Here is a 23688-nt window from a genome sequence, read left to right on the forward strand (position 1 = left end):
CGACTCGACCCGCGTGCACACCTGGCCAGCGGCGCGCTCATGGCTCCGGCTCCCATGCCTGCTCGGAGAAGACGCCGGCGCTGAGCGGGTCGAGTTCGACCGCTTCCTCTGCTGCTGTGCCGTCGCTGTCGCCGACCGCCGCGATCAGGGCGTCGTTGACGGCGTCGAACCCGGATACTTCGGTGTCGGGTTCGAGGATCGCGGCCGCCGCGTGGGTGAGGTGGATCTCGGCGGTCAGTTCTTCGGCGAGGCCCCGTATCGCATCCAGCGACACCGGCGGGTATTCCGGTTCGGCGACCTCGTCGCGCTCCTCGTCGAGGCCGTGGTCTGCGGTCGTATCGAGGTCATCACCGAAGTCGATGTCCACGGTTTCGGCGTCGATCACCTCGGCGCCCTCCGGTGTCGCGTCGGCGCTGTCGACGACAGCGTCGATGACGTCGGTGGCGGTGCGGCCGGTGTCTTCGGCGAACCGTTGCTCATAGGCGTCGGCGGCGCGGGCGTGGTCTGCGGACAGGTCGCGTTCGGCGTCGGCCGCCGCGAACGCCGCCGCTGAGGCGGCGGCCTCACCGACGTGCCCCTCACCGGACAAGGTCTCGGTGAAACCTGCCGCGCGTCGCCGGATGTCGATCAGCAACTTCTTGTATTCGACGTCGAGGGAATGCAATTCGTCGGCGCGGGTTTCGCGTCCGGTGTAGGCCTCACGCTTGGCGTCGTGGATTTGCTCGTTGTGCCGGTACTGCTGTCGCCCCAGCCGGTTACGTCGCGACAGATCCCGATCCGCCCGGCTGATCCTGGCATCGGTCTCCCGCTGGGTGAGCTGGTGGGCTTCGGCGTTGAGGGTGATCCGGCCGCGGATCTCCTCGACGCGGGCATCGTTGACCCGCACTTTGGAGTTCGTTTCGGCAATGGTCGCGTCGACCCGCACGGTGTGCTCCCACAACGAGCGCGCTTCCCGGTTATCGGCATGCTCGAGACGTTGGTCGTGTTCGGCGCGGGATCTGCTGTCACCGCCTCGGCCACGCATCAGCGCAGCGGTTGTGTGCGCGGTTTGCAGCGCTTGCACGAATCCTTGACGTACTTGCTGACTGCTCTCCTCGACCGGGTCCCCGCTCATTGCGGCACTCGCAATCCGGCCAGCCGCCATCCTTGCCCGTCACCGGCGCGGATCACGATGGCGTACACCGGGAAGCCGATCACCCCATCGGTGGGCACATCGAGTTCGACGCCGAGTACACGGGCCAGCCGGGTAGGGGTATCGGGTGGATGGTCATCGGCGGTGAGCCGCACGTGGGTGTGAACCTCTGTACGGTTCTCACGCCACTGCTGCCACCGGGCAGGAGTAATCGGCCCCCACACCTGTGTCGTCGACATCGCCTGCGCGGCGAAACGGTCGTCGAGCAGTGGCCGCGCCGATCGCAGCGCCTCCGCCAGATCGCGCTGGTGCAGCGGCTGATAGGTGAATACGGCCCGGACTGCGACGGCGAGCACCTGCTGGCCCGCGCAGGGATCGATCTGGTCGAACGGCGCGGGTAAACCCGCTGCACGACACACACTCCGATCCGCCGCAGGCATGTGGACGGTGTCCGCCGCGCACCCGGCGACCGTGGCCGCGACCATGGCGCCGACCGTCGTCGCGCGCAAGCGGGCGATCATGACAGGCCTTCCTCGACAGCGATGAGGGTTGCCGGGTCACTGCCGTGCCAGGACAGAGTCGAATCACCATCGGCCTGGGCGGCGAGAGCATGTGCCGGATCGGTCACCAGCTCTAGCAGCAGGTTCGCCGCTAGAGCGCGGTGGTGGAGCCCGAGCAGGTCGACCCCGTGGGTGCGGTCCATCGTCAACCGCAGCGCGGCCGCCTCGGCTCCCCACTCGACACGAGCCCGGCCCGCCACCCGAATCGCCTGCTGGGCAGAGGACTTTGCCGCCTGGGCCAAGCGCACCGGGCAGGCATGAGGGTGGCGGTCTCGCCAGATGAGTTGCCCTCCGGCGCGGGCCACCGCGAAATGGGTGCGGGTGCCCGCGCACCACAGCGCTAAGCGCGGACCGCGCGACGCCTGCTCGACGAGCACGGGATCGACACGCTTCTGTGCCAGATTCAGTGCCCGGATCGCGTCGATGTCCACACCGGCGAGGTGCCGCAAGGCGTGCACGAACATGCCGAACGCCTGCTGATCACACAGTCCGTTCGTGGCGGCGAACCGCTCGAGATCCAGCACGCGGGTCATCCGACGCAGGCAAGCCGTATGGGCGGCGACCAAGGCCATGATCTCGGGCGGTGTGATCCCCCTGCCGACGGTGATGTCGTTGTTCTCGCTGTCGGTCATCGTGTGTCCTCCGATACCTCGGGTAGGAGTTCTCGTTGCGGGTGAGCCGCTGGCGTGAAGTGGTGCGCGACAGGTGCGCTCTGCTCGGGCGAGGCGGAGTAGCGGCGTATGTCCATGCGTTCGCCTTCCCACGCGCTCAGCGGCGTGAAAGTGACGGTTTGGCTGGATTGCGGGGCGTGGAGCAGCAGGTCACGGCCTTGCTCGTCGCGGCCGTAGTAGATGCCGACGTGGTGGGAGTCCGCACTGCCCGGCGCGGTGAAGAAGATCAGGTCGCCCGGCTGTCGCTGCGTCAGTGGCACGACCTGCGCGGTGGGATGGTCTTGTTGGGCTTGGGTGTAGTGCGGCAGCCGTATCCGGCCGCCCGAGGCGTGATAGACCGCATACAGGGTCAGGCCGGAGCAGTCGAAGCCGCCCGAGGTGGGCCCGGAGGTGTCTCCGCCACCCCAGACATACGGGGTGCCGATCCAGCGGGCGGCATGCTCGATCACCGCCCGCCCGAACGCGGATGCTTCCGCGGGTGTCAGCGGGGTTCCCGAGACCGAGCCACAGCCGGGCCCGGAGACACCGGTGGAGGTGTGTGTGGCCGGTCCGGGATCGATGTCGGCGAACAGTTCAAATAGTCGGCGCGCCAAGGGCAGTTGGCCGGCGTAGGCGTTGACGGCGCTGCGTTCGATGGCTTGGGCGAGGTCGGCAGGCGCCATCCGTTCGGCGGCGGCGCCGAGTTGATCGGCGTGGTCGTAGAACCAGTTGATCTGGTAGACGGGGTCCATGAGTGTGGCGATGCCGACCGATCCCCAGATGCTGGCGCGCAGTTGATGGGGGCCGACCGAGTCGTGGTCGTGGCCGAGCCCGTCGTTGGCGTAGCTCAGTGAGTCGGGCACCGACGGGTTGGCGAGGTTACGGAACGAGGACTCGGTGGCCTGGGCGGCGAGTTCGGCGACGATGACCGATTCCGGCATCCGCCGCTGGTTGCCGATCGCGACCCCCTCACGCGCTAACCGCAGCTGGGACTCCGACAGCCCGGCCACCGTCTGTCCGGTCGGCTCATCGATCACGGCACCGGCAGCAACCGGTGTCGCACAGGAGGACTCGTCCTCGACGACAACAGCCACCAGCAGGACCAGCAGCAGGAGAATCGGCCCCAAGATCAGCGCCGCAGCCGGGGTTTTCGACGTCGAGTTCACCGGCGCTCACCACCGGGCATACCGCCGCCGGGCAGGTTGTCGAACCGGCGATTCGTGTTGTGGACCTGGCTGGTTCGCTCCGTGAGTGTGAAGCCGAGACGGAAGGCCACGCCGGGTTCGGCGGCCTCGCCGGTTTTCAGCAGGAAGCAGCCCGTGCCGGGTGGCGTTTCGCGCCGGGTCGGGTCGAGGTCGTCGTCGGTGGGTGGGCGCGGCGCGGCCCAGGAGGTGATCAGCAGTTTCTCGGTGTCGGTGATCCCGACCACGGCGCGGATACGGTCGACTTCCTCGGGCCCGACCGGGCCGATGATCTTGGCGCGGGCGCGTTCGAAGAAACCGAGCGCTTTGGCCTGTGCGGCAACAGAGTCGAAGGCAGCGAGGTCTTTGATGGTGTGGCTGCACATGATCAGCCCGGTGCCCAAAGTCCGGTTCAGGCGGGTCAGGGCATCGACGCGATCGACCATGAAATCACCGGCGCCGAGCACGCGCCAGATCTCGTCCATCACCACTTCGAAAGTCCGAGGCGGCGCCAGGCCGGCATCCGTGAGCGCATGGGCGGCGGCGACCGCGCCGAACCCGTCGCTCCAGCACACCATCAACACCGCGGCCAGCAGCTTGGTGTCGCCCTCAGGGATCCGTGAGACATCCACGCAGACCGCCGGGCTGTCCAAGTTCAGCCGTGTGGTGGTGGGGCCGTTGAAGATGGCCCCGAACGGGCCTTCGACCAATGCCCGCAGCGATCGCCGCAAGGTTTTGGTGCTCGCCCGATAAGAGGGCTCGTCATCCTCCTCGGCGAATCGGCGCAGCCGTTCACCGCCGGTGGAGATGACCTCGAGCAGATCGGTCAGCAGCGGTGCGTGCCCGTAGCTAAACCCTCCTTCGGGGCTGTAGAGCTCACGCAGGCCAGCGGCGATGAGGACTTCCTCGTAGTCGGCGACCCGGGAGCCACGCACCAGTTCGATCAACCCGGCGACCACGTTGACCTGCCCGGCCTCGACCCTCGCAGTGACCTGCCGACGCTGGTCAGGATCGGGGAGCCGGTCGATGATCGCGCCGAGTGCGCCGACGTCGAGGGGGTTGAGGGTGCCGTGTCCGTAACCGACGTCGACGACTTGGCCACCGAGGCGGTCCACCAGGTCGCGGTAGTCGGGTTTGGTGTCGCCCATGCACAGCACTGTCTCCCCCGCCGCGACCGCGCCGGTCACCATCCGCCGAATCAACGACGACTTACCGAAACCGTTGAGCGCCAACACGAACGCGATCGGCGCGCTGATGAACCCGCGCAGGAACCACGACATCGGGTCGAAATGGACCGGGGCGCCGGTGATGTAGTGGGTGCCGACCGGGGTCCCGACCGTCGGGGCGCTCGCGCCGACCGAGAACGGCCACAGACCGGCGACCTGGACGGTGGTGGCCCGCCATTCGGGGGTGGCCGGGACGACGGCCGCCCGGCCGCCGCCCGGCCCGCGGTATCCGCGATCGGTCAGCGTTGCCGGCGATCGTTCGAAGCCATCGTCGGCACCGTGGGTTTCGGTGCGCCGGGCAGCGGTCGCCCGGCGATGATCATCTCTGGACATCGCCAGCCGCGCCCACCAGCCCCCCGGCCCGGGCTGGGCGGCGGCAGCCTCGGTGGCCGCCCTCGCTGCGGGAGTCAGCACGCGCACGCCTGCGACGGATTCGGTCCGCTTCCAGCGTGGAGTGTCGGTGCGGGTCATGCGCTCACCCCCTTGGAGATCGAGGAGTGTTCAGGCAGGACGAGTCCGATCCCGAGCGAGGCGGCGAACGCGCTGGCCTGGAAGCCGTAGCAGCGCCGCACCGACAGGCGTGCGGCGGCACTCATGGCCTTCACCGATGCCTCGATGCCGGGCAGATCCCCATCGAGGTGGTCGGTCACGGTGACCAGCACGCCGAATCGGGTGAGTCCCGCACCGCGGGCCTGTTCCTCCCGAGCGGCGCTGGTGTTGCCGACCCGGATCCGCGCCGCAGCCGACGCGATGCCGCGTTCGGTCTGTTCGGCGGCGATAGCGTCGCGGAAATCGGAATCCACCAGGCTGGTGGCCTCGGCGGCCGAATGCAGCCGGTACACGATCGCCACCCGCTTGCGAGGCACGTCCGCGCGCGGGCGCAGCAGTTCCTCGAGCACGGTTTCCATGACCGCGCCGCGCGGGGCGGCGTCCATCTCCCAGGTGACCGAACGGGCGCCGTCATGGACGTAGTGATCCCAGCGATCCACGTGCGAGAGCGGACCGACAGAGTCCCAGGACTGGGTTTGCGCGAGTTCAGCGCCGGCGGCCTCGATATCGCGTTGGGAGGCAAGGTCGTAGCGGGTACGCACCAGGGCCAGGACTTCCCACGCCTGTAGCGGGGTGGCGGGCAGGCCTGCGCGGGCAAGTTGGGACAGCACCCCTTGCAGGCGCTGGCCGATCTCGCGGGCTTGTTCGGCTTCGTCGCGGCGGACTCTGCCTTTGCCGATGGCGCGGTAGGTGATCGCGATCCGCGCCTCGATCCGCACCCCGATGCCGCCTGTGTCGGCGGCGGCCTCCTGCATCACCGCCCGTGCGTACTCCGGCGCTTGCGGCCGGATCAGCCGGGTGACCTCCCGGCCCTGCTTGAGACGGGTCTCGACCACGTTGTCCAGCACCGCGGTCACCGCGACTACTTCCCCGCCGCGGCTCTGGGTCGCCAGGAACTGTCCGTAGCCCTCCACCCACGCATCGATCTGCGGCTGGTCGACCAGCTCTTTGCCCCGAGGAACCACCCGCAACACCACCGTGTAGTGATCGCTGCGGCGCAGATGCAGCATCGCGAACCGTCGCCCGCCGGCGGTCTCGTACTCCGACAACCGCGAATCAGCCAGCAGACCGGGCAGTTTCGCCACACCGGGAATCCGGGCGAACCGGCCTGCACGGTAGATGTGCTCGCCCCGAGCACGCGCCGCGAGGAACTGGAGTCGCAACAGCACCAGCTCCCACCCGGTGCGCCCCCGGATGGTGACCGCGACCGGCACGAACACCATCGCCGCCCCCACCACCAGGCCCAGCGCGACACTCAACGAACGGGTGAGCAGGAACCCCACCATGACCAACACGATCAAGGCGAGCCCGACCATCGACACTCCCCAGGTCAGGCCGAAGAATCCGGCGCTGCGCGGCCGCTCCCATCGCCCATACATGCGACTGCTCATCGCCGCACCTCCCCCGGGCCGAGAGAATCGCCGCTCCAGCCGCCGTCGGCCGCGTCACGCGTCTGCGCCTCCACCGCCGAAACAGCCTGATCGCCAGCAGCTTTGATCTGTTGGGCGGCCATCACCACGGCACCGGCCACCCCACCGGCCGTCGCACCCGCGCCACCGGCGGCTTGCGAGCCGCCCGCACCCTGCGCGCCCGAGCTCGACCCCGAAGCCGCCCGGCCCGATGGCGCCGTCGAGCGGGCGGCCCTGCCACTGCCGCCGCTGCGAGAACCGCCGTGACCGCTGGCGCTGCTCGCCTCGGAGGCGGGGGCAGATCCGCCATCACCGCCGCCCATAGGACGACCACCACCGAAGCCGCCGCCACCGGCGCCCGGACTCGCTCCCCCGGATGGTCCCGCCCCCTGGGCGGCGTCTTCGCCCTCGCTGACCTTGCGCGCGGTGCCGCGACTTCCGGTCGACCCCATCGCCACACCCGCCGCACCACCAGCCAGGACCGCGGTTGCGCCGCCGCCGCTGCCGAGCGTGGACACCGCCGGAGCGACCAGTCGCACCAGGGCGGGCAGGACGACCACGCTCATCACCAGCAAGATCAGCCCCAGCAGGATCTGATGCGGGTCGGTCTGGTCTTCCTCGCCGATCACGGTGAACGCGATCGCATAGACCAGCGCGCCGACCGGTTTGTAGAGCACGAACGCCAACGCCCATGACAGCAACCGCTTGTAGGACTGCGAGCCCGGCCCGGTTCCCGAGGCGGCAGCGGCCAGCGGAATCACCGCGACGACCAGGATCAGCAGCGCTTGCCGCAGCACGAGCATCACCAGCTGGATCAGGGTGCCGATCAACCCGAGGAGCCCGATGATCAGCAGGACGCCGGTCCCGAGACCGGATCGAGTTTCCTGGTCGAATCTCGTCAGCCGGTCTACCGCCCCGACCATGTCGCCTTCGCTGGCGGAGAAGATGACCCAGTGGGAGAAACTGTCCCCCGCCCGGGTTCCCATGGTGACCAGCACCGCGATCGCCATCGACATGAAACTCGCCCGCGCGAGCATCAGAAAGCTCTCCTGCGCCTCGCCGGCGACACCGCCGCGTTTGGCCAGCGCCAAGCGTGAGGCGGCGAACATGATGCCGGCGATCAGGAACACCACCTGCAATCCGCCGCTGTACTCACGCACCGCGGTCAACGCCGAACCGGGCTCCCCGGACGCACCGGTCAGCTCTGGGGACGGGAAGTCGGTCCACCACGCCATCGCCATCCTGATCAGCCGGGCGAAGCCGTCGACCAGAGTGTCGACGAGATTGTCGATGGCCGAGTTAGCGACGTCTCCCACGACCTGTTCGACCTGCTCGCAGGCCTGTTGTGGGCCGAGCGGGATGTCGCAGAGGCTGGGTAGCGACGGTTGCTCTCGGACAGTTGTGGGCATCGCGTGAGCGGTCGTGATCGGGCTCATGCGACGGTCCGCCATGTGCCGAAGCCGCTCAGTGAGTCGGTGTATGTCCCTGGACCCCAGAGCGTTTCGATGTCGACGGGAACGGCGACGCGCCAATCGCCGTCGAGCCAGGTCATCGGCCAGCGTGCGATCCGGTAGCCCAGCCTGTCGCGGGCAGCGAATTCAACGACAGCGAAGTCAGGGCTGTACCCGGGCACGACGCGCACCCCGTCGGGGACGACGACGTAGCGCGCAGCGTCCGGGGTGCGTGCGCGCGAGCGGGCGAACCGATCCACCAACGCCTGCTCGGCGCCGTGGTAGCGCTCGACGACCACGCGCTGCCAGGTGCCCTCCGGCGCGGCCAACACACGAGCCAACGCATCCGCGGCGGCTAGAGCCGCGCCTTGCGGTGTGCGGGCGAACCCGGAGGCGATCCCGTCGCGGATCGTGGCGGGTCCATCGCTGACCGAGGTCGGCAGCGCCGCACCACCCCACCCGCGCTGCCATCGCATCTGCGCGGGCGGGCTCACCAGGTAGTCCGGGTGGGCGGGGTCGGGTCTCGCGCCGGGGTCCTGGACGACGGCATCACCGGCTTCATCCGCCGGGATCTCTAGGCGATTGCCGAACAGATCTGCGCTGAATTGTCCTGCGGGGGCCGGTGAGAGGCGGTTGGCCTGGGTACTGGAGGGCGCCGACGTCGGGACCGTGGGCCGCTGTTCACCGCGGGTGATGGTCAGCACCAGCACCGTGACCACGATGGTGGCGATCACAGCCAGAAGGATGATCAGGATTCGATAGGAATGCATGCGGCACAGTCGCTTTCAGGATGCTTGGAACGCGATGAGTTCGGGCGGGAGGTTTTCGACGGCGGTCACCACGGGTCTGGCGGTAGGGGTGAGGGCGGGCAGGGCCAGGCGCCAGTCGTCGTACTGCCACAGCACGGTGGTGTGGTGTCGGGTCACCGAGTTGTCGGGGTGGCGGCTGTAGAGGTCGACGTCGCTGGCCTCAGGGGTGTAGTGGGTGATGACGTAGCCGAGTGGCCGTGGCGCGCCGCTGGTGATCGGTGCTGTGATCGAAATCTGTGCGCGGGCGACCGCCCAGGCGTCGCGGCCCGCGCCAGGGGCGAGCATGCGCGCGCCGATCTGGGGCCATTGACTGTCGGTCGCGATCGAGACCCGGACACTGGCCTGCGCTGCCGCGACTGCCGCACCGGCCGGGGACCTGTCGAACCCGGCGACGACGAGGCCGTCGCTGTGGTGAGGTCCCTGGTCGGTCACCGGCAGGTCGACGCCCTGAAAAGGCCTCCAGCGCAGGCCTGTCGGCGCGGCGTGGATATCGGTCACCGTGCCGTCGAGGTCGCCGCTTCCCACGGGGGTCTCGGTGCCGCACGCCAGCAGTGCGGCAGCAGCGATCGGGCCGGTGAACGCCAGCACGGCGGTCACCGCCAGACAGTGAATTCGGTTCGGACGCAAAGGTATCGACCTCCTCGACGGGGGTGGCGGTCAGGTGGGTGGGAGGACGGCCAGGGCCAGGGAGCTGGCCATGCCGAGCAGGGCGGCGCCGAGCAGGGCGCCGAAGAGTCCTTCGAGGCTTTCCTCGCGGTGAACGCGGATCGCCAGCAGCCCGCCGACCCAGACCGTGCGGGCGATGCACAGCAGCAGCACGCACCAGGCCAGATAGCCCAGCAGCTGGGTCAACGGCGACAGCACGTCAGCGGGCAGGTCCGCAGCGAGGGGTGTCCTGCCCGCCCGGACCGGGCTCGGGTCGGGGCCGCGCATGTCAGGCCCCTCCGCTGACGACCGCGTTCATGATCGGGCCCGCGCTGGTGGCCAGAATTCCTCCGAACAGCGCGCCGAGCAGGATCTTCGGAGATTCGACCGACCCGCCGTGCCAGCGCTCCCAGCCGAATTTGCCGCCGGCGTAGATGACGGCCGCGATCCCGGCCAGGGTCACGAACCAGGCCATGAAGTTCACCAGGCCGATGACCTTGTTGGCTCCCGGCGGAGCCGTGGGGGTGATGGTGATCTCCTGCGCCAACACGGTCACGACCGTGTCGGCGACGGCTACGGCAGTGCTCATGATGGGGCCTCCGAATCGTTGCGCGCCGCGCCTGTCCGGGTCGCGGCCAAACCAGTGAGAATCTGGGTGCCGGTGCGATACACGTCGACGGGAACCGCCTGCCGCAGCCGGGCACGGCGAGGCGGTGGCGGATCGAACGGCGTGAATTCGGCCAAGTCGGTGAGCTCGGTGGCCAGAAGCTCGTCCTGCCAGCCGATCTCGTACACCGCGTCGACCAGGTCGGTGACCACCGACCGGTAGCGGCGCACCACCGCGGGCACCCCGCCCGGGCGTGCGGCGGTGAGCACCAGCCCGATCACTTCGACTCCGGGAGCGGCGAGACCGGCGTGCCATTCCCGGAGTCGGTCGGCGGCGGCGGTGAGTCCGGGCATGCACAGGCGGGCCGCGACCAGCACCAGCTGGGTTGTCGCCGGTGAGGCGGGCCAGGCCAGTCCGGTGTCGGCGGCCGGCGCCCACCACCGCGCCAGGGTGGAGGTTCCGGCGCCGCCGTGCGCGCCCAGCACCGCCCACAGCGGCGGGTGCGCACCGGTTGTCGGCAACGGATCGGTCCGGACCGGCGCTGTCCGGTGCGGCGTGGACAGTGTGTGCGGGTCGAGGCGTCGGCCGGATCCAGTCGGCCGGGTGTGTTCGAGGCGGGAAGCGGTGGCGCGCATGTCAGCCTCGCTTCTGGATGTTGGTGATCAGCACCTCGCCGTGGGCAGTGGTGCGGGTGTTGATCAGTTGCAGATAGTCCACGCGGCTGCCGTCGAGGTGGAGTTCGGCAAGGTGCACTTCGGCGGCGGTTTCGGCGATCGGGGTGATCGCGACGCAGTGCGTCGTCCCGGCCGGGATCGAGGCGATCCCGGCGGCGAGCGCATCGGTGGTGAGTCCTGCCTCGGGGGCAACAAGTCCCAGCGCGGCCGCGGCGTCGCGGCGCCGGTAGTAGGCATGCTCGAAGGCTGCGATCACCCCGGGCATCGAGCGGGTATCGCCGGCGACATCGGTGACCGATGTGCCTGTCAACCCTGTACAGGCTTGCCCGAGTTCTGCGGTCGCCGCTGGTGGTGCGGCGGTCAGCGTGGGAATCACCGCGGCGGTCTCCGGTACATCGATGACTGCTCGGATCCCCGCACCCGTCACCGTGGCGGCGAGGGTCAGAGTCGCGGCGAGCGTGATCCACACCGTCCGGTGTCCCCGTGAGGGCAGCCGGTTGTCCACGGCCGCGGGCACACGAGCCGCCGGTTCGTCGTCGAGCCAGTGCCATTGGTCGCCGACCTGGCAGCGAACTTCGGTCGGCGCGCCCGGAACTCGGTGCGGTGCCGATGGTTCGGCGCGCAGCCAGTCCGCGCCGTGGCCGGTGTCGATGGGGGTGTCGTGCCGCATGGGTTGGTGTCACCTCCTCAGAGCGATGACGGTCGGAATGGATTGGGGCCCTTCGGGCGGGTCGCCGGGTGGAGGATCAGCAGACTGGTTGGGTACGTCGGCCGAACCAGCTCCGCCCGAAGGGGTCTCAGGGAGCGCCGTCGCCGGGGACCGCGGACCGCTCGGTCGCTTGCGTCGGCACGCTCGGTGTGGAACGCGGCGGCGGCGCGGTCTCAGATGTGGTGGATGACGATGACTCAGGTGGTGGGGCGGTCGACGCGTCGCGTGCGATGGCGATGAACCAGTCCGCGACGGTGCGCAGCGTCGAGCTGCCGGTGCTGGTGGCGGGGACAGTGCTGTATGAGCCGTGGCGGCCGGTGGTGTCGCTGTAGTGGGCGGTCGCTGCCAGGGTGTAGAGCTGATCGGGTTCGGTGATCGTGGTGGTGATCGCGTCGAAGGCGTCGTTGACCCAGCGGCTGGCCGTCTGTGGCGGGATGAGTTCGACGACCGCGTCGGCGAGTTTCGCGGCGAGGACCGCGACCGCCGCCAGCGGATCGGCCATGCCCACGGTCGCCAGTTCGGCCACGGTGGCCGGGGTGATCACCGTCCGCGCCACCGTGATCGCGGCCTCGAACCCGATCGTGCCGATTTTGAACAGCGCATCCAGTGCTTGTGTGTGAGTGGGTGCGGCGGTGGCCGGGTCGGAGGCTTCGGCCAAACGCTGACCGAGAGATTTGGCGGGTTGGTAGGACAGTTGGTCGAGGCTGGTGCCGGACAGGTCCTCGTTGACCACGTTCACCGCGGTGGTGAAGGCAGTGGCCGACAGGGCGGTGGCGATTGTGGTGATCGCCGCGATCGGGTCGCGGGTATCGCTGCGAGCGGCGATGTTCGCCGCGGTGGTGGCCAGCGCGCTCCCGGCCGGGGTGTCGCAGGCGCCGTCACCGGCGACGCACAGGTCCGCGACGCGACCGCTCAATTCCCCGTACCCGGACGCACCCGTCCCGGTGCTGGCGATCCCGGCTCCGGCCGGCGTCTGGGTGAGCAGAGTGATGGTGGCGACCTGGTCGCCGCTGGTCCCCGGAGCCGGTGACGGTGTGCTCGCCTGCGGGCGGCCCGGCAGAACCGGGGTTCCGGCTGCGCGAGCGGGATTGGCCAGCAGCGCCACAGCAGCGACCTGATCGGCGCCGACACGACTGCGGCCTGCGCCGACGTCTCGGGCGAACCGGTCGGCCGCCGCGGCGCCGTGGCCGTATCCGGCGACGGCCAGCAGTGTTCCGGGGCAGCGGTCCACGACCTCGCCGGCCATATCGCCGAGCCGTCGGGCGGCGTCCTCGACTGCGACAGGGTAGGTCAAGAGCATGCCGTCGCCGGTGTGGCCGTAGGGCACGTACGCGCGTTGCACGTACTCCCCCGCTGCGGCGGTCACCGGCCCGAACACTTGGCCGAGTGCACCGGTATCCGCGCCGGTCTCGGTTGCGCCTTCCTCGTCGCCTTGAACGCCCAGCACGTACAGGACCGGGCAGGCTTCGATGTCTGGCCCCTCGGGGTGTGCTGTTCCTGTCGGGAACGCGGTGGCCGCGAGTACCAGCGCGATCACGGCACTGCGGAGTTGCGTGCGGGTGGGGTGAAAGTGCATTGGTGTCACCTCGATCGGGGTGCCTGCCCGCCCGCTCAGGCGGGGTACGGCGGGCGGGCAGACACGCATTCAGGTGGTCTGCGGTGGTGGTGTGTCGGCGTGGCGGGTGGAGCGGCGGCGGAGATGGGAACTCAGGACCGTCAGGGCATCCGCGGCGGCGTCGAAGCCGGTGCGGATGTGGCCGGTGGGGTAGTCGCACCAGCTCAGATCGACGTCGGCGAGCCGGTATTCGGCGAACAACGCCTTGCTCATCGCGATCGGGATGAGTCCGTCCTTGCTGCCGTGATACAAGTGGACCGGGACCTGCGGTCGTCGGTGGGCTGCGGCTTCGGCCGCCAGGACGTAACGCCACAGCGGGTCGTTCCAGGGTTCGCGGCGTTCACACCACGTTCCGAGTGGAATGTGGCGGTATGTTGCGACCAGTTGCTTCGCGGTCAGTGTCTGAGCGTGGGCGAAGCGGTGGCGTCCTTCTTCGGTGAGGACGTGGGTGACCGGTAGGTGGGCATAGGCTCGGGCCAGCCCGACCAGGCCCGCCATCGCCAGCCCCGACAGCGGACCGCCATCGATGTCGGCGATCAGAGCACGCGGGTTGGCTGGGACGGCGCCGGCGGCGACCCCACGCAGATCCACGTCTGGGGCATAGCTCGGGTGATGCTCGGCGGCGAAGAGCGCCGCCCGGCCACCGTCGGCATAACCCCAGACCACGAACCCGCCCGAGACGTCCAGATCGGCGAGTGCGGGCAGGGCGCGCGCCAGGTCGAGCACGGTGTGCGCCGCAGCGAGCCCTGACAGGAATGGGTGCACACCCAAACCAGTCATTCCCAGGCCCTGCCCGTCGGGAATCGCGACGGTCCAGCCACGTTCCAGCGCCAGCGCTACCTCTGGGAACGCAGAGTCGTCGACGGCCTCGGGCAGGAGTTGTGACGGTGCGATCCGTCCACCCAGACCCCGGAAGCTCGGGCAGTACAGCAGGGTAGACGCGCCCTCGCTACCTGGTGTGGCGGTCGGGGTCACGATGAGTCCGGATGCCGGCAGCGGGGCGTGGAAGCTGGTGCGAGTCGAGTACACCACCTGCCAGGCCTGCGCCGCGCCGCTCAGGCCCGGCACCGGGACTTCGCGGGTGCGCAGCAATTCCCCTGTGGGCGCGGTGAAGTCCTCGGATAGGGGTTGGTAGAACTGGTCGCCGGGAACGGATGGGGTGACGGTCGGGCTGGTCACAGGGTCACCGTCCTGCGAGGTCGTGGGCGAGGGCGACCAGCCAGGCCACTCCGGAGGCGAGTTGACCGTTGGTGGCGTAGCCGTTGTGGCGGGCGATGGTGTCGGCGTATCGCAGCAGCACCGCGGGGTTGACCAGGTCGGCGTTGTCGGCGATCAGCACGCCCCACGCCACCGACAACTGCCCGGCCAGCTTCGGCAACAGCCCCATCGGATTCGCCGCGACCGCAGCCACGATGTCATTCCATCGAGCGCCTGCCGCCCCGGCATCCGGCGCCGGGGTACGCGGGTCGGCGGCTTCGACCAGCCGACCCGCCAGGCCCTGCTCCGGCCGGTAGTCGATGTCGCCGCCCTCGACCACAAAGTCGTTGAGCAGCATGGTGTTCCACGCCTCGCCCAGGGCTGCGTGCAGCAGTCCATTCAGGGTCACCAGGGCCGACAGAGGATCGCGCAGGTCGGCTTGGGCGGCGATCGCGGCGCCGACGCGGAGCAGGGCCGCGCGGTCGGGAGCCGAGCAAGCGAGGTCTCCGTCCGTGCAGATATCGGCAACACGGCCCGCGAGCTCGCCGTACCCGACCCCGGACGCGATGCCACCACCGGGAACGGAAGGATTGGTCAGCGCGACCCGCGACACCGCAGCCCCGCTGGTGCCCGGTGCCGGATCAGGCACGACCTGACCCGGCCTGCCAGGCAGTACCGGTGCACCGGGCGCGCGATCGGGATTGGCGTACAACGCGATTCCCGCGATCCGGTTCGCCGGAACCGGGCCGACACCGGCACCGACATCGGCGGCGAAGCCCGACATCGCCTGGGCGCCCTGGGAATAGCCGACCCCGGCGATCAACGTGGCCGGGCACGCGGCGAGTATCTCGACCGCGGCGGCATCGAGCCGGTGGCGTGCGTCGGTGACCGACACCGCGTACGGTTCGACTCCGCCGCCGGGCACCGCGCCGCCGAAGCCCGCACCGTAGGGAATGTAGGAGCGCTGCACCACCCCAGGAGCCGCATCCACGACCGGCCTGATCACGGCGCCGACGACACCGGTGTCGGCGAGCGGGTCCGCCGCCGGTGAGGACTGGCCGGTGCCCTGAACGCCCAGCACATACAAGGCAGGGCACTCGGGGCCGATCGGCACCGCTCCCGCAACAGGTAAAACGGTCGATATCGCGGCACCGGATCCGACGGTGGCCACTACCACCATCGCGATCCTGCGCGCCGCAGCGCGGCGGCGTTGTCCGTCGTTGATCATGGTTGCCCCACGCCGACTCCGGCGCCGAAGCCGGCACCGACCGTGCCCGCCGCCACCGCACCGACCGCACCGACCGGGATGCCGGTTACCACCGCACCGGCTGCTGCACCGGCGGCAGCACCGAGCGCGGTTCCGGCGACCCCGGAGGTCACGGTGCCGATTACCGGGACCGGCACGACCGTGCCCAGGGCCGCTCCGGCGATTCCACCGATGGTGCCGCCAACCAGGCCACCGACCACTGCTCCGGCGATCGCTGCCGGTCCCCCGGCGGCCACGGCACCGGCGGCTCCGCCGATCCCGGCGCCGGCGAGCGTGGCACCTGACACCCGGTCCGAACGTCCGGCCGGGATGCCGATCGAGTCCAGCGCTGTGGCGAGCTGCGCCTCCGCTCCGGCCGCCGTGTCATTGATCGCGTCAGCGCATTCGGGAGGGAGCCAGTCCGGCCGCGGAGCCTGCCACTGCCCGATCCGAATGGTGTTCTCCGGGGCTTCGATCGGCGCTACCGGCTCCACCGGCTCCGGCAGATGCAACTCCTCGATACGGACCGGCTCGACCGGCGCCTGCTGTGGAGGCGCTGGACGTGATGGGGCATTACGAACTTCAGGCGGCTGCACGTGGTACATCGGCGGTTCAGGAGCAGGAGCCGGCGGAACCGGTTCCGGAGACGGTGCGGGTGCGGCCGGCGGTGGCGGCGGGGTCGTGCCGGGCTGCACGGGCCCGGTCACCCCTGGCTGATCAGCGATGGCGACCAGCGGATCGGCAGCATGGGCGCCGCCGGCGGTGATGACCATCGCGGCCAGCGGGATCATCGTGACCGCCGCGACGCCGCCCGTGCGAGCGACAGACGAAGGGATGCGAGATTTGGGCATGACGAAATAAGCCTTCCCACCAGGAGACTTGGACTACGAGGTGAAGTCACCGCGCCGACGGCACGGCGTTCCGCGGACCGCTCCCGCAGCCCGAACGAGCTGCGGGAGGCCGCTTTTCAGACCGGATCGGTCAGATGAAGGGCAGGATCAGGCTCAGCGTCTGCGCAACGACGAACAAACCGTTCGACAGCACCGACAGACCGGCATTCACATAGCCCAGGATCGTGAAGGGGTCCACAGTCCACTTCCTTCCAGAATCTTCGGATTCGCGAGTTCATAACCGAACGCGCACTCTCATCCAAACTCCGAACCCCCTGAGAATCCAGCACTTTGGGTCATGCAGTTTGCGGTACCGACATTTGCGTAGCCCGCTTTACGGGGTGAGACCAGCGAGTTTGCTGCCGAAGTGCCGATATTTGCGTCACAAAACTCCCATGCCGAAACGACAGCCCGACACACACGCACCCCCAGGTAGAGCAGCGCACATCTGCACACACTCAGCTATCCACTTGGATGATCGTGCAGCCGGCGCAGTTGCCGGTCCATACCCATTCTGGTAGGAAAAAACCACTACCCGGGGGGCCAACCGATCAAGATAACTCTCTTCAGCCTGCCACGGAAGACAATCAAAGGAGGGGGACTCCGTTGAGCCGAGATCCCGCACGCCGCAGACCGCCGCATCGTCGACGCCCGCTACTACCGAGCATCCCGACCGTGGGCGCCACCTGCCGACTGATCCGTGAAGAACTCGACCTCAGCCGCGACACAGCCGCCGTCCGCCTGGGAATCAGCCGCAGCCACCTCGGAGACATCGAACGCGACCGCCGGGCGCCAACCGAAGAGTTCCTCGAACAGATCATCGCCGGCTACCAACTCGACCTCCCCCTCGCTCGCCACCTACGCGAGCTACGGGCCGCCGCCGACACTCTCGAACCCACCGCCGCCCTCCGCGACGCCGTGACCACCAACCCAGCCCTCATGTGCCACCTACACGGGCTACACGAGCGCGGCGAGCTAGCCGCCTACGTCGACTCCGCCTGGACCCTCCTGGCCTGCAACGACGCCTTCCGCGAATCTGCTCCCGGGCTCCACCCCGGAGCATCGATCCCGGTCTGGATGTTCTCCGACGACGCCAGAAAGCTGTTTCCCCGTTGGCCCCACGAAGCCGACCACGCAACGGCCAACGTCCGCGGCATCGTCGGCCGCTACCGCGGCTCCCAGCAAGTCCAGACAATCTTGCACAGCCTCCGCCCCCTCGAGGACTTCCGAACCCGCTGGAACGACGGCGTGCACACCGCCTACGGACGCGACCCCAGCGACCTCATGCACGCACACCACCCCACCACCGGCCGAACCAGGTCCTACAGCCTCACCATCACCAATCAGAGCGAACACATCTTCCTCATCATCCTTTCCGAGCATCCCGGCAGAAACCTCGGGACCAACCGACCCTAGTCAATTTGCGACACGCCCACCGACACGCCGAAAGGAGCTGGCAGAGACCGCATATACAGCCCTGCTCTATTGATCTTGATCCGCCCGCAAGTTCTATACGGAGTCAGGCAATCGGCCAGCCAGATGCCTTCCATAGAGCTATCAAGTGGCACCGCGACGAGGCCGTTGCCAATACAGACGCACCACACGATCGACACGCAATGTCTCTATGAATAGCCGAAACTGAGGTGAACGGATGACAGAACTGTCCCGCAGTCACAACATTGGCCGAGGAGGGGTTTCTCGACAACCAATCCACTATGGAGCTGACCATGGACAAAGAAGGCAATAGACCGCCCGAATTCGCGTCTCGCGCACACGAGACCTATGAGCAGACCTACCCCGTGTCCCACGGAGCTCGTGCAGTGCGCAAGTCCGAGCGCTGGTACCTCCAACAACTGCGCTCCGGCCGCTTTCCCGGCCACAAGGCAGGCCGCACCTGGTATCTCACCGCAGCCGACATCACCGCAGCCATTGAAGAAACCCGCCGACCGTCGACGGGCCCACGGAAGCCCCCTCAATCGGCCAACAAGGCCCGACCAACCTCGGCACGGCCGACTCGACGCCGCCGCCCGATCCCGCGTCAGAATCTTTGACCCGAACCAAAGCTGCCATCACCTATCTGTGTAGCAACTCCGTGTGATTCGCCTTCGCGAGGCCACCGGCGCCCGCGCGGCTGGGGTGCATATAGCGCGAGCCGCTACCACCCTGCGCTGCGCCAAGATTGCCTCACCACTGCACGCTTCGCGAAGAACGTCGAGCCGGGCGGTGCCGCTGACTGTTGCAGTGGCCGAAAACTCCTGTCCTGGTGTCGATCTGCTCGAATATGTTGGCGGAATGACCGACTACAAGGTCCGATTCGATGAATGCTGGGGTGTTGACGCCATTACTGGTCCTCAAGGCTCGCGAGACGTATAACGAGTCCAACGAACACGGCAGGCGCCGCAACACCATTGCCCAGATCGCCTGGTACGAACAGCACCATCATGCCCAGCGACAGGCTCACTCGCGCAAACGGATTCGTGTCGAACACGGCATTGCCCATCTGAAGAACTGGCGAGCACTGGCCCGCCACCTGACTCGACGAACAAATTTCGACCACACTGTCCGGGCTGTCGCCGGACTGCTGTCGGACCATCAGCACATCGACCGCAGCCGCGCTGCCGGGTAACCCGTGTACCAGATCTGCTGCTGGTCACCGTGCTTTTGCAACCATGCACGAGGTCGTTAGATCTGTCGGGTAGCGGCGAAGAAAGTTGTCGTACAGCATGTTTCGTCGTGGCAGCACCATGAATCGTGGACGAGGAGTTATGGGCGGTTATCGAGCCGCTACTACCGGTGAAACCTGCGGGGACACCAGGACCTGCACAGATGGACCCACGGCTGGTATTGCAGGTGGCCAGTCCCCGATAACGCGACCACCCGGAAGTAGAGCCCGGGTTGTTCGTCGTTTCAGTTGATCCCGCACTCCACCGGATGGTGGGTGTGGGTGCAGGCCGCAGCGTACCCGGCCGGCGTCCGGTAGCCCAGCGCTGAATGCCGGTGCCGCAGGTTGTGGTCGGTCTTGAAGTCCCCGATGACCACGCGGGCCTCGAGCAGGGAAGTCCAGTGGTTGCGGTTGAGGCACTCGGTGCGCAGCCGGCGGTTGAACGACTCGATGTAACCGTTGTGCCAGGGCATGCCGGGCGGGATGTAGGTGATCCCGACCCGGTCAGAGCAAAACCGTTGCAGTGCTTCGGAAATCAGCTCGGGACCGTTGTCGCATCGCAGCACCTTCGGGACACCTCGAACCGCGAACACCCGCCGAAGTTCGGCGACGAGTTTCTCGCCGGTGATCGAACGCTCCACCAGATGCAGCAGCGACTCCCGGGTGTGTTCATCGACCATCGAGGCGATCTTCACCGCCCGACCATCGACGGTGGAGTCGAACTGGAAGTCCAACGCCCACACCGTGTTCGGTGCATCCGCGGCGACCGCTGGCACCGACGACGACCCGGCGCGTTTGCGTCGCTGATGCGCCCGCACCTGCAGGCCCTCCTGCTTCCACAACCGGTGGACCCGTTTGCGGTTGACCCGATGGCCTTCGTCGAACCGCAACGCCGCCCACGCCCTTCGGAACCCGTGACAGGGATTCTTGCGCGCGTATTCACGCAGCCAGGCCCTGGCGCCGGCATCGGGATCGTCCGGGGTTTGGTCGGCCGGCAGCCGCCGGAAGGTGGACCGATGCAGCCCGACAACTCTGCAGGCGAACCGCTCCGACATGCCCTTGACCTGCAAGAGCATGTCCACCGCTCGCCGCTTGGCCGCCGGGCCTAGAATTTTCCCTTGGCGATCTCCCGCAACGCGTCTTTTTCCAGCTCGGCGTCGGCCAGCAGCCGCTTGAGCCGTGCGTTCTGCTCGCGCAGCTCTTTGAGTTCTTTGGCGGCGTCGGTGTCCATCCCGCCGTACTGGCGTCGCCAGTTATACAACGTCGCCGCCGATACTTGCAGGTCAGCGGCGATCTCCTCGCCCGAAGCCCCTGCGGCGGCCAGTTCGTCGGCGCGGCGCAGCTTCCGCACGATCTCCTCCGCGGAATGCCGTTTCCGTCCAGCCATAGTCCTTATTGTCCCTTCCGGCCCCTCACCAGGGCCAACAGGACTCTAAGTCCGGGCGGTCGCATCCACCGGGGACAGACCACAGGGCATCTTGTTCGTGTTGTTCACCGGCATCGGATGGGAAGACCTACCCCAGGAACTCGGCTTCGGATCCGGAATGACCTGCTGGCGCCGGCTACGCGACTGGCAGGACGCCGGCGTGTTCGCGAAGATGCACCAGGAGATGCTGGCCCGCTCCCACGCGCCCGGACTGATCGACTTCGACCGGGTCATGGTCGACGGCTCCCACATCCGAGCGAAAAAAAGGGGCGCCGCGACCGGCCCGTCCCCGGACGACCGCGCCAAAACCGGCTCGAAGCACCACATCCTGACCAGCGCCAACGGGTTCCCGCTCGCAGTGACGCTCTCTCCGCGGCCAACGTCAACGACCACCTACTGCTGCCCGAACTCCTCGACCGCGTCCGACCCCTGCGCGGACGCTCCGGCCCGCCGCGCCACAGAATCAAGACCCTGATCGCGGACAAGGGCTACGACTACCCCCGCGTCTACGAGGAACTGCGGCAACGTCGCATCACCGGCCACATCCCGCGCCGAGGAACCCGCGACAAGGTCACCGCGGGACGGTGGATCGTCGAACAAACCCTGGCCCTGCTCCACCAATTCCGTCGCCTGGCCGTCCGATGGGAACACCGCACCGACATCCACCACGGATTCCTCGACCTCGCCGCAGCCCTCATCTGCTGGCGACGACTCAGCAACCGAACCAGATAGGGGCTCTTAGCGATAGATCTTCTTGAGGTCGCTCATGCTCCTCGCGTGACCACCCAACGCAACCAGATACGACGATATGAAGTCGAAGGAGTAGCCGCTTCTGGTGAGAATTTTGATTGGTGGTCCATAGAGATTCTTGAAGTAGGTCTCCCTGTTCCGACCATATCCGTTATAACCTGCGCTATGTAGATCTTCGAGCGCTTCGCGGATAGTGGGCGGAACGTCGTCACTCGGTTCGCCCGTCTCAAGGTTTAGCGCGCTGGTCGCAGCAGCCCATCCACTTATCTCTCCTTCCGCATGCTCTACGACACCCAACGCCTGACCGTCGGCGAGATGAACAGCGTCTTCAAGTAGGTCTAGGGTGGGAACCAATGCGAGAACTGGACCGCCCGCGACTGCTGTCTTACTCTTTACGCTCCCGATATTTCCATTAGAAATATAAGCGGCAACGTTTGGTTCAGACCGGTCTAGACCATTCTCCTGAGGGATCAATAGAGAACGTTCAGGATAGGAATCGGAATTTTCACATAACCATGCGGAGACCTTCCCCACGCCGAGATCCAAACCGTTACGTCGAGATATCCATGCGTTCGCAATCGGTGCCACAGTTCACCCTTTCATTTGGATTCTATTCTGCATTTGTAGCACCTACTGCCGAACGAATGGATTGGCGGTACCGAACTCGCTTGCGGTGAGTGCCGATGCGGCATCAGCGTATCGAAGCTGGCTCCACTCAGAGAAGTGCAGCTCACCAGTCGTCTTTCGGCTAGTGAAGTAACTACCGCCAAGCGAGTCTCCACGACCGGTAATGTATAACTCACACACACCTTGGTGCTGATCGCTACGCGACCTAACTTCTTGACGTGGTCTGTTTGTGTACACAAATGTTATGCGCCACCGGTCATCAGACTCATTGACTAGCTTGCCCATGTCCGTGGTCGAAGAGGACTCACCCGTGAAAAGTGTCACCCACACGGAGGAGTCCGTCTGCTTTATACGGAGAACCGTTGGTATCGGGTCGATCCTCTTTCCGTCGCGGACGAAATCGCTTCGAAGCTCGCCTCGCCAAGTCCCGTTGAGGTTCGGTTTCCCGGTGAAGAACCGAACGAACCGCCATGCCCATCCCCATCGCTCATAGACCAGGAATGAGAGTGTCACTAGCGCACCCGCTATAGAAAAAGTGCGTAGTGCAACCCACTGCCCATCGTTGCGACCCGAGACAACTGCAATAATTAGCCATATAGCGGCGGCGAGTGCGATTGCGATCCTGGGGCGCAGCGAATCTCCACCCACTATTTCTTTACCTTATCAAGATCGAACAAGCCCCAGACTTCGCGCGCAAGATCATGCGCCTCTTCGAGAGTCCATTTCTGCGTCCCGCCAAATAGATCTTTGATTTCGTTGGGCTCTTTCCACGTTCGAGCTGATTGATCCTCAAAGGTTTCTACCCAGATGTAGTCCACAGCGTCAGCTAGGGCAGCGCTGAGCGGGTTGCTGCTGACCACATTGATTACAGAGTTTGGGACGCGATACATTAAGCACTCCATGAAGTAGCTGGGGAGTGGATCGATTCGACCAAGCTCAACCAAGTCGTTCTCGGCTCGCTTGAGAATTCTTACCAGCTTTTTGTACCGGTTTCCGGTAGCATTATTCTTCGCTCGCCCATTCTCCAACTGCTGAACCGGATAGTTGATTACCGAGCTGCCGTCGGTTTTGAAGACTTTTTGTCCGCTATGATACGCAACTCGCCCACTGCTATCGTAGTAGTACTTTCGGAAATCGAACGATGGTACTACATCGGCGCTGACACGCCCGGAATTCTCAACAAGCTCTATTGCCGTCGAGCCGCTGATGTCGCAGCCTGAACCGAAGCGATTCTTCAGGTGACGTGCAAGGCTGTTGCGGAAATCGATGCCTTCGAGAGTAAAGGTTCTACTACTCCCCGTCTGCCTGTCAGCATCCCGAAGTCCGCTAGCATCGTAATAGTGGAAATCTGTCCGTAATACCGCGATATCCACATCGCTGTCCTGTCGAACGTTGGTATTGTTCGCGTATGAGCCCTTCGGTACATACTTGAGGGTTATGTCGGAGTAGTCTGCCACCCAGCTTCCAACCGCGCTACGAACCATGCGCTCCGCGCGTTCCTGCTTCTCTTGTTCATGGTCGCTTGACGGCTGACAGTAGCGCCCCAGCTTGCTTTCCAAAGCGGTCATCGTTATTCCTCTTCGCGCACTACGGGGGCGCATTGAGATTTCAGAGAATTGGGGTAGCGGCGCACGTCGGCTATAGGGGCGGGTAAGCGCCCCCGTAGAACCTGG

At 66.9% G+C, this 23688-nt stretch carries 25 protein-coding genes; 5 read left to right on the forward strand and 20 right to left on the reverse strand.

Annotation, left to right across the window (positions count from 1 at the left end; all coding sequences use genetic code 11):
* Positions 1 to 37 precede the first annotated feature (37 nt).
* The 16 genes from ON26_RS20175 to ON26_RS20250 all read right to left on the reverse strand — a co-directional run bounded on the left by ON26_RS20175 (position 38) and on the right by ON26_RS20250 (position 15594).
* Positions 38 to 1114 carry a hypothetical protein gene (locus ON26_RS20175; RefSeq protein ID WP_157171954.1) on the reverse strand — a complete coding sequence of 359 codons (1077 nt, stop codon included), beginning with the start codon at positions 1112 to 1114 and terminating at the stop codon, positions 38 to 40.
* Entirely contained in the window at positions 1111 to 1653 is a 543-nt protein-coding gene (locus ON26_RS20180; protein WP_040797768.1) for a hypothetical protein, read from the reverse strand. Before ON26_RS20180 ends, ON26_RS20175 begins: the two co-directional genes overlap by 4 nt.
* On the reverse strand, positions 1650 to 2324 hold the full coding sequence (locus tag ON26_RS20185; RefSeq protein WP_040797769.1) for a hypothetical protein: 675 nt from the start codon (positions 2322 to 2324) through the stop codon (positions 1650 to 1652). The genes ON26_RS20180 and ON26_RS20185 overlap by 4 nt, the downstream gene beginning before the upstream one ends.
* Positions 2321 to 3508: a C40 family peptidase gene (locus tag ON26_RS20190; RefSeq protein ID WP_245545922.1), complete on the reverse strand. Its 1188-nt coding sequence runs from the start codon at positions 3506 to 3508 to the stop codon at positions 2321 to 2323. The genes ON26_RS20185 and ON26_RS20190 overlap by 4 nt, the downstream gene beginning before the upstream one ends.
* Positions 3505 to 5220: a putative type IV secretion/conjugal transfer ATPase gene (locus ON26_RS20195; RefSeq protein WP_051027277.1), complete on the reverse strand. Its 1716-nt coding sequence runs from the start codon at positions 5218 to 5220 to the stop codon at positions 3505 to 3507. Before ON26_RS20195 ends, ON26_RS20190 begins: the two co-directional genes overlap by 4 nt.
* The gene (locus ON26_RS20200) at positions 5217 to 6689 is read right to left on the reverse strand and encodes an SCO6880 family protein (protein WP_040797770.1); all 1473 of its coding nucleotides are present in this window, start codon (positions 6687 to 6689) and stop codon (positions 5217 to 5219) included. The genes ON26_RS20195 and ON26_RS20200 overlap by 4 nt, the downstream gene beginning before the upstream one ends.
* Positions 6686 to 8116, reverse strand: a complete 1431-nt coding sequence (locus ON26_RS20205) for a hypothetical protein (RefSeq protein ID WP_157171955.1) — start codon at positions 8114 to 8116, stop codon at positions 6686 to 6688. The genes ON26_RS20200 and ON26_RS20205 overlap by 4 nt, the downstream gene beginning before the upstream one ends.
* A gap of 23 nt (positions 8117 to 8139) precedes the next feature.
* On the reverse strand, positions 8140 to 8928 hold the full coding sequence (locus ON26_RS20210) for a DUF8175 domain-containg protein (RefSeq protein WP_040797772.1): 789 nt from the start codon (positions 8926 to 8928) through the stop codon (positions 8140 to 8142).
* 15 nt (positions 8929 to 8943) lie between these two features.
* Positions 8944 to 9564: a DUF8175 domain-containg protein gene (locus tag ON26_RS20215; RefSeq protein WP_051027278.1), complete on the reverse strand. Its 621-nt coding sequence runs from the start codon at positions 9562 to 9564 to the stop codon at positions 8944 to 8946.
* A gap of 60 nt (positions 9565 to 9624) precedes the next feature.
* Positions 9625 to 9900, reverse strand: a complete 276-nt coding sequence (locus tag ON26_RS20220) for a hypothetical protein (protein ID WP_051027279.1) — start codon at positions 9898 to 9900, stop codon at positions 9625 to 9627.
* Position 9901: 1 nt separating this feature from the next.
* Entirely contained in the window at positions 9902 to 10201 is a 300-nt protein-coding gene (locus tag ON26_RS20225) for a hypothetical protein (RefSeq protein ID WP_040797773.1), read from the reverse strand.
* Positions 10198 to 10740: a hypothetical protein gene (locus tag ON26_RS20230; RefSeq protein WP_245545923.1), complete on the reverse strand. Its 543-nt coding sequence runs from the start codon at positions 10738 to 10740 to the stop codon at positions 10198 to 10200. The genes ON26_RS20225 and ON26_RS20230 overlap by 4 nt, the downstream gene beginning before the upstream one ends.
* A 115-nt stretch (positions 10741 to 10855) precedes the next feature.
* The gene (locus ON26_RS31730; protein ID WP_051027281.1) at positions 10856 to 11563 is read right to left on the reverse strand and encodes a DUF8176 domain-containing protein; all 708 of its coding nucleotides are present in this window, start codon (positions 11561 to 11563) and stop codon (positions 10856 to 10858) included.
* A 127-nt stretch (positions 11564 to 11690) separates the two neighbouring features.
* The gene (locus tag ON26_RS20240) at positions 11691 to 13178 is read right to left on the reverse strand and encodes a cutinase family protein (RefSeq protein ID WP_040797774.1); all 1488 of its coding nucleotides are present in this window, start codon (positions 13176 to 13178) and stop codon (positions 11691 to 11693) included.
* Positions 13179 to 13247: 69 nt separating this feature from the next.
* Positions 13248 to 14396, reverse strand: coding sequence for a lipase family protein (locus tag ON26_RS20245; protein WP_040797775.1), 1149 nt, complete (start codon positions 14394 to 14396; stop codon positions 13248 to 13250).
* A gap of 4 nt (positions 14397 to 14400) precedes the next feature.
* The gene (locus ON26_RS20250) at positions 14401 to 15594 is read right to left on the reverse strand and encodes a cutinase family protein (protein ID WP_051027291.1); all 1194 of its coding nucleotides are present in this window, start codon (positions 15592 to 15594) and stop codon (positions 14401 to 14403) included.
* A gap of 50 nt (positions 15595 to 15644) precedes the next feature.
* Between ON26_RS20250 and ON26_RS33905 the strand changes: the two genes are divergently transcribed.
* From ON26_RS33905 to ON26_RS32440, 3 genes are all read left to right on the forward strand, one after another.
* Positions 15645 to 15965 (forward strand): hypothetical protein, encoded by a 321-nt coding sequence (locus tag ON26_RS33905; RefSeq protein WP_169333750.1) that lies wholly within the window; start codon positions 15645 to 15647, stop codon positions 15963 to 15965.
* 1260 nt (positions 15966 to 17225) lie between these two features.
* Positions 17226 to 17966, forward strand: coding sequence for a helix-turn-helix domain-containing protein (locus ON26_RS20260; protein WP_040797776.1), 741 nt, complete (start codon positions 17226 to 17228; stop codon positions 17964 to 17966).
* Positions 17967 to 18867: 901 nt separating this feature from the next.
* The gene (locus tag ON26_RS32440; RefSeq protein ID WP_218000612.1) at positions 18868 to 19176 is read left to right on the forward strand and encodes a hypothetical protein; all 309 of its coding nucleotides are present in this window, start codon (positions 18868 to 18870) and stop codon (positions 19174 to 19176) included.
* 281 nt (positions 19177 to 19457) lie between these two features.
* On the opposite strand, the gene ON26_RS20275 is transcribed toward ON26_RS32440, so the two are convergent.
* Positions 19458 to 20599 (reverse strand): IS3 family transposase gene (locus ON26_RS20275; RefSeq protein WP_085999055.1). Its coding sequence is split into 2 segments (ribosomal slippage): positions 19458 to 20332 and positions 20332 to 20599, totalling 1143 coding nucleotides; the frame shifts between segments, so codons are not numbered across the junction.
* Between the two features lie 91 nt (positions 20600 to 20690).
* On the opposite strand from ON26_RS20275, the gene ON26_RS34655 reads away from it, so the two are divergent.
* Both ON26_RS34655 and ON26_RS35095 read left to right on the forward strand, forming a co-directional pair.
* Positions 20691 to 21113: a transposase gene (locus tag ON26_RS34655; protein WP_281032402.1), complete on the forward strand. Its 423-nt coding sequence runs from the start codon at positions 20691 to 20693 to the stop codon at positions 21111 to 21113.
* A complete protein-coding gene (locus ON26_RS35095) occupies positions 21038 to 21370 on the forward strand; it encodes a transposase (protein ID WP_373280953.1) in 333 nt (110 codons plus the stop codon). Before ON26_RS34655 ends, ON26_RS35095 begins: the two co-directional genes overlap by 76 nt.
* Positions 21371 to 21376: 6 nt before the next feature.
* On the opposite strand, the gene ON26_RS33510 is transcribed toward ON26_RS35095, so the two are convergent.
* The 3 genes from ON26_RS33510 to ON26_RS33515 form a co-directional block, all read right to left on the reverse strand.
* Complete coding sequence (locus ON26_RS33510) at positions 21377 to 21922, reverse strand: hypothetical protein (RefSeq protein WP_157171957.1); 546 nt, start codon at positions 21920 to 21922, stop codon at positions 21377 to 21379.
* A gap of 96 nt (positions 21923 to 22018) precedes the next feature.
* On the reverse strand, positions 22019 to 22663 hold the full coding sequence (locus tag ON26_RS35100; RefSeq protein ID WP_169333751.1) for a Cap15 family cyclic dinucleotide receptor domain-containing protein: 645 nt from the start codon (positions 22661 to 22663) through the stop codon (positions 22019 to 22021).
* On the reverse strand, positions 22663 to 23583 hold the full coding sequence (locus tag ON26_RS33515; protein ID WP_157171958.1) for a nucleotidyltransferase-like protein: 921 nt from the start codon (positions 23581 to 23583) through the stop codon (positions 22663 to 22665). The genes ON26_RS35100 and ON26_RS33515 overlap by 1 nt, the downstream gene beginning before the upstream one ends.
* Positions 23584 to 23688 lie beyond the last annotated feature (105 nt).

The sequence above is a fragment of the Nocardia higoensis NBRC 100133 genome (genome assembly GCF_000308595.1).
Lineage (GTDB): Bacteria > Actinomycetota > Actinomycetes > Mycobacteriales > Mycobacteriaceae > Nocardia > Nocardia higoensis.

What these genes read in the sequence shown, in the direction of transcription:
- ON26_RS20175 (WP_157171954.1), bottom strand. Translation starts at nt 1,114, where the DNA reads ATGAGCGGGGACCCGGTCGAGGAGAGCAGTCAGCAAGTACGTCAAGGA.
- ON26_RS20180 (WP_040797768.1), bottom strand. Translation starts at nt 1,653, where the DNA reads ATGATCGCCCGCTTGCGCGCGACGACGGTCGGCGCCATGGTCGCGGCC.
- ON26_RS20185 (WP_040797769.1), bottom strand. Translation starts at nt 2,324, where the DNA reads ATGACCGACAGCGAGAACAACGACATCACCGTCGGCAGGGGGATCACA.
- ON26_RS20195 (WP_051027277.1), bottom strand. Translation starts at nt 5,220, where the DNA reads ATGACCCGCACCGACACTCCACGCTGGAAGCGGACCGAATCCGTCGCA.
- ON26_RS20200 (WP_040797770.1), bottom strand. Translation starts at nt 6,689, where the DNA reads ATGAGCAGTCGCATGTATGGGCGATGGGAGCGGCCGCGCAGCGCCGGA.
- ON26_RS20205 (WP_157171955.1), bottom strand. Translation starts at nt 8,116, where the DNA reads ATGCCCACAACTGTCCGAGAGCAACCGTCGCTACCCAGCCTCTGCGAC.
- ON26_RS20210 (WP_040797772.1), bottom strand. Translation starts at nt 8,928, where the DNA reads ATGCATTCCTATCGAATCCTGATCATCCTTCTGGCTGTGATCGCCACC.
- ON26_RS20220 (WP_051027279.1), bottom strand. Translation starts at nt 9,900, where the DNA reads ATGCGCGGCCCCGACCCGAGCCCGGTCCGGGCGGGCAGGACACCCCTC.
- ON26_RS20225 (WP_040797773.1), bottom strand. Translation starts at nt 10,201, where the DNA reads ATGAGCACTGCCGTAGCCGTCGCCGACACGGTCGTGACCGTGTTGGCG.
- ON26_RS31730 (WP_051027281.1), bottom strand. Translation starts at nt 11,563, where the DNA reads ATGCGGCACGACACCCCCATCGACACCGGCCACGGCGCGGACTGGCTG.
- ON26_RS20240 (WP_040797774.1), bottom strand. Translation starts at nt 13,178, where the DNA reads ATGCACTTTCACCCCACCCGCACGCAACTCCGCAGTGCCGTGATCGCG.
- ON26_RS20250 (WP_051027291.1), bottom strand. Translation starts at nt 15,594, where the DNA reads ATGGTGGTAGTGGCCACCGTCGGATCCGGTGCCGCGATATCGACCGTT.
- ON26_RS32440 (WP_218000612.1), top strand. Translation starts at nt 18,868, where the DNA reads ATGAATGCTGGGGTGTTGACGCCATTACTGGTCCTCAAGGCTCGCGAG.
- ON26_RS33515 (WP_157171958.1), bottom strand. Translation starts at nt 23,583, where the DNA reads ATGACCGCTTTGGAAAGCAAGCTGGGGCGCTACTGTCAGCCGTCAAGC.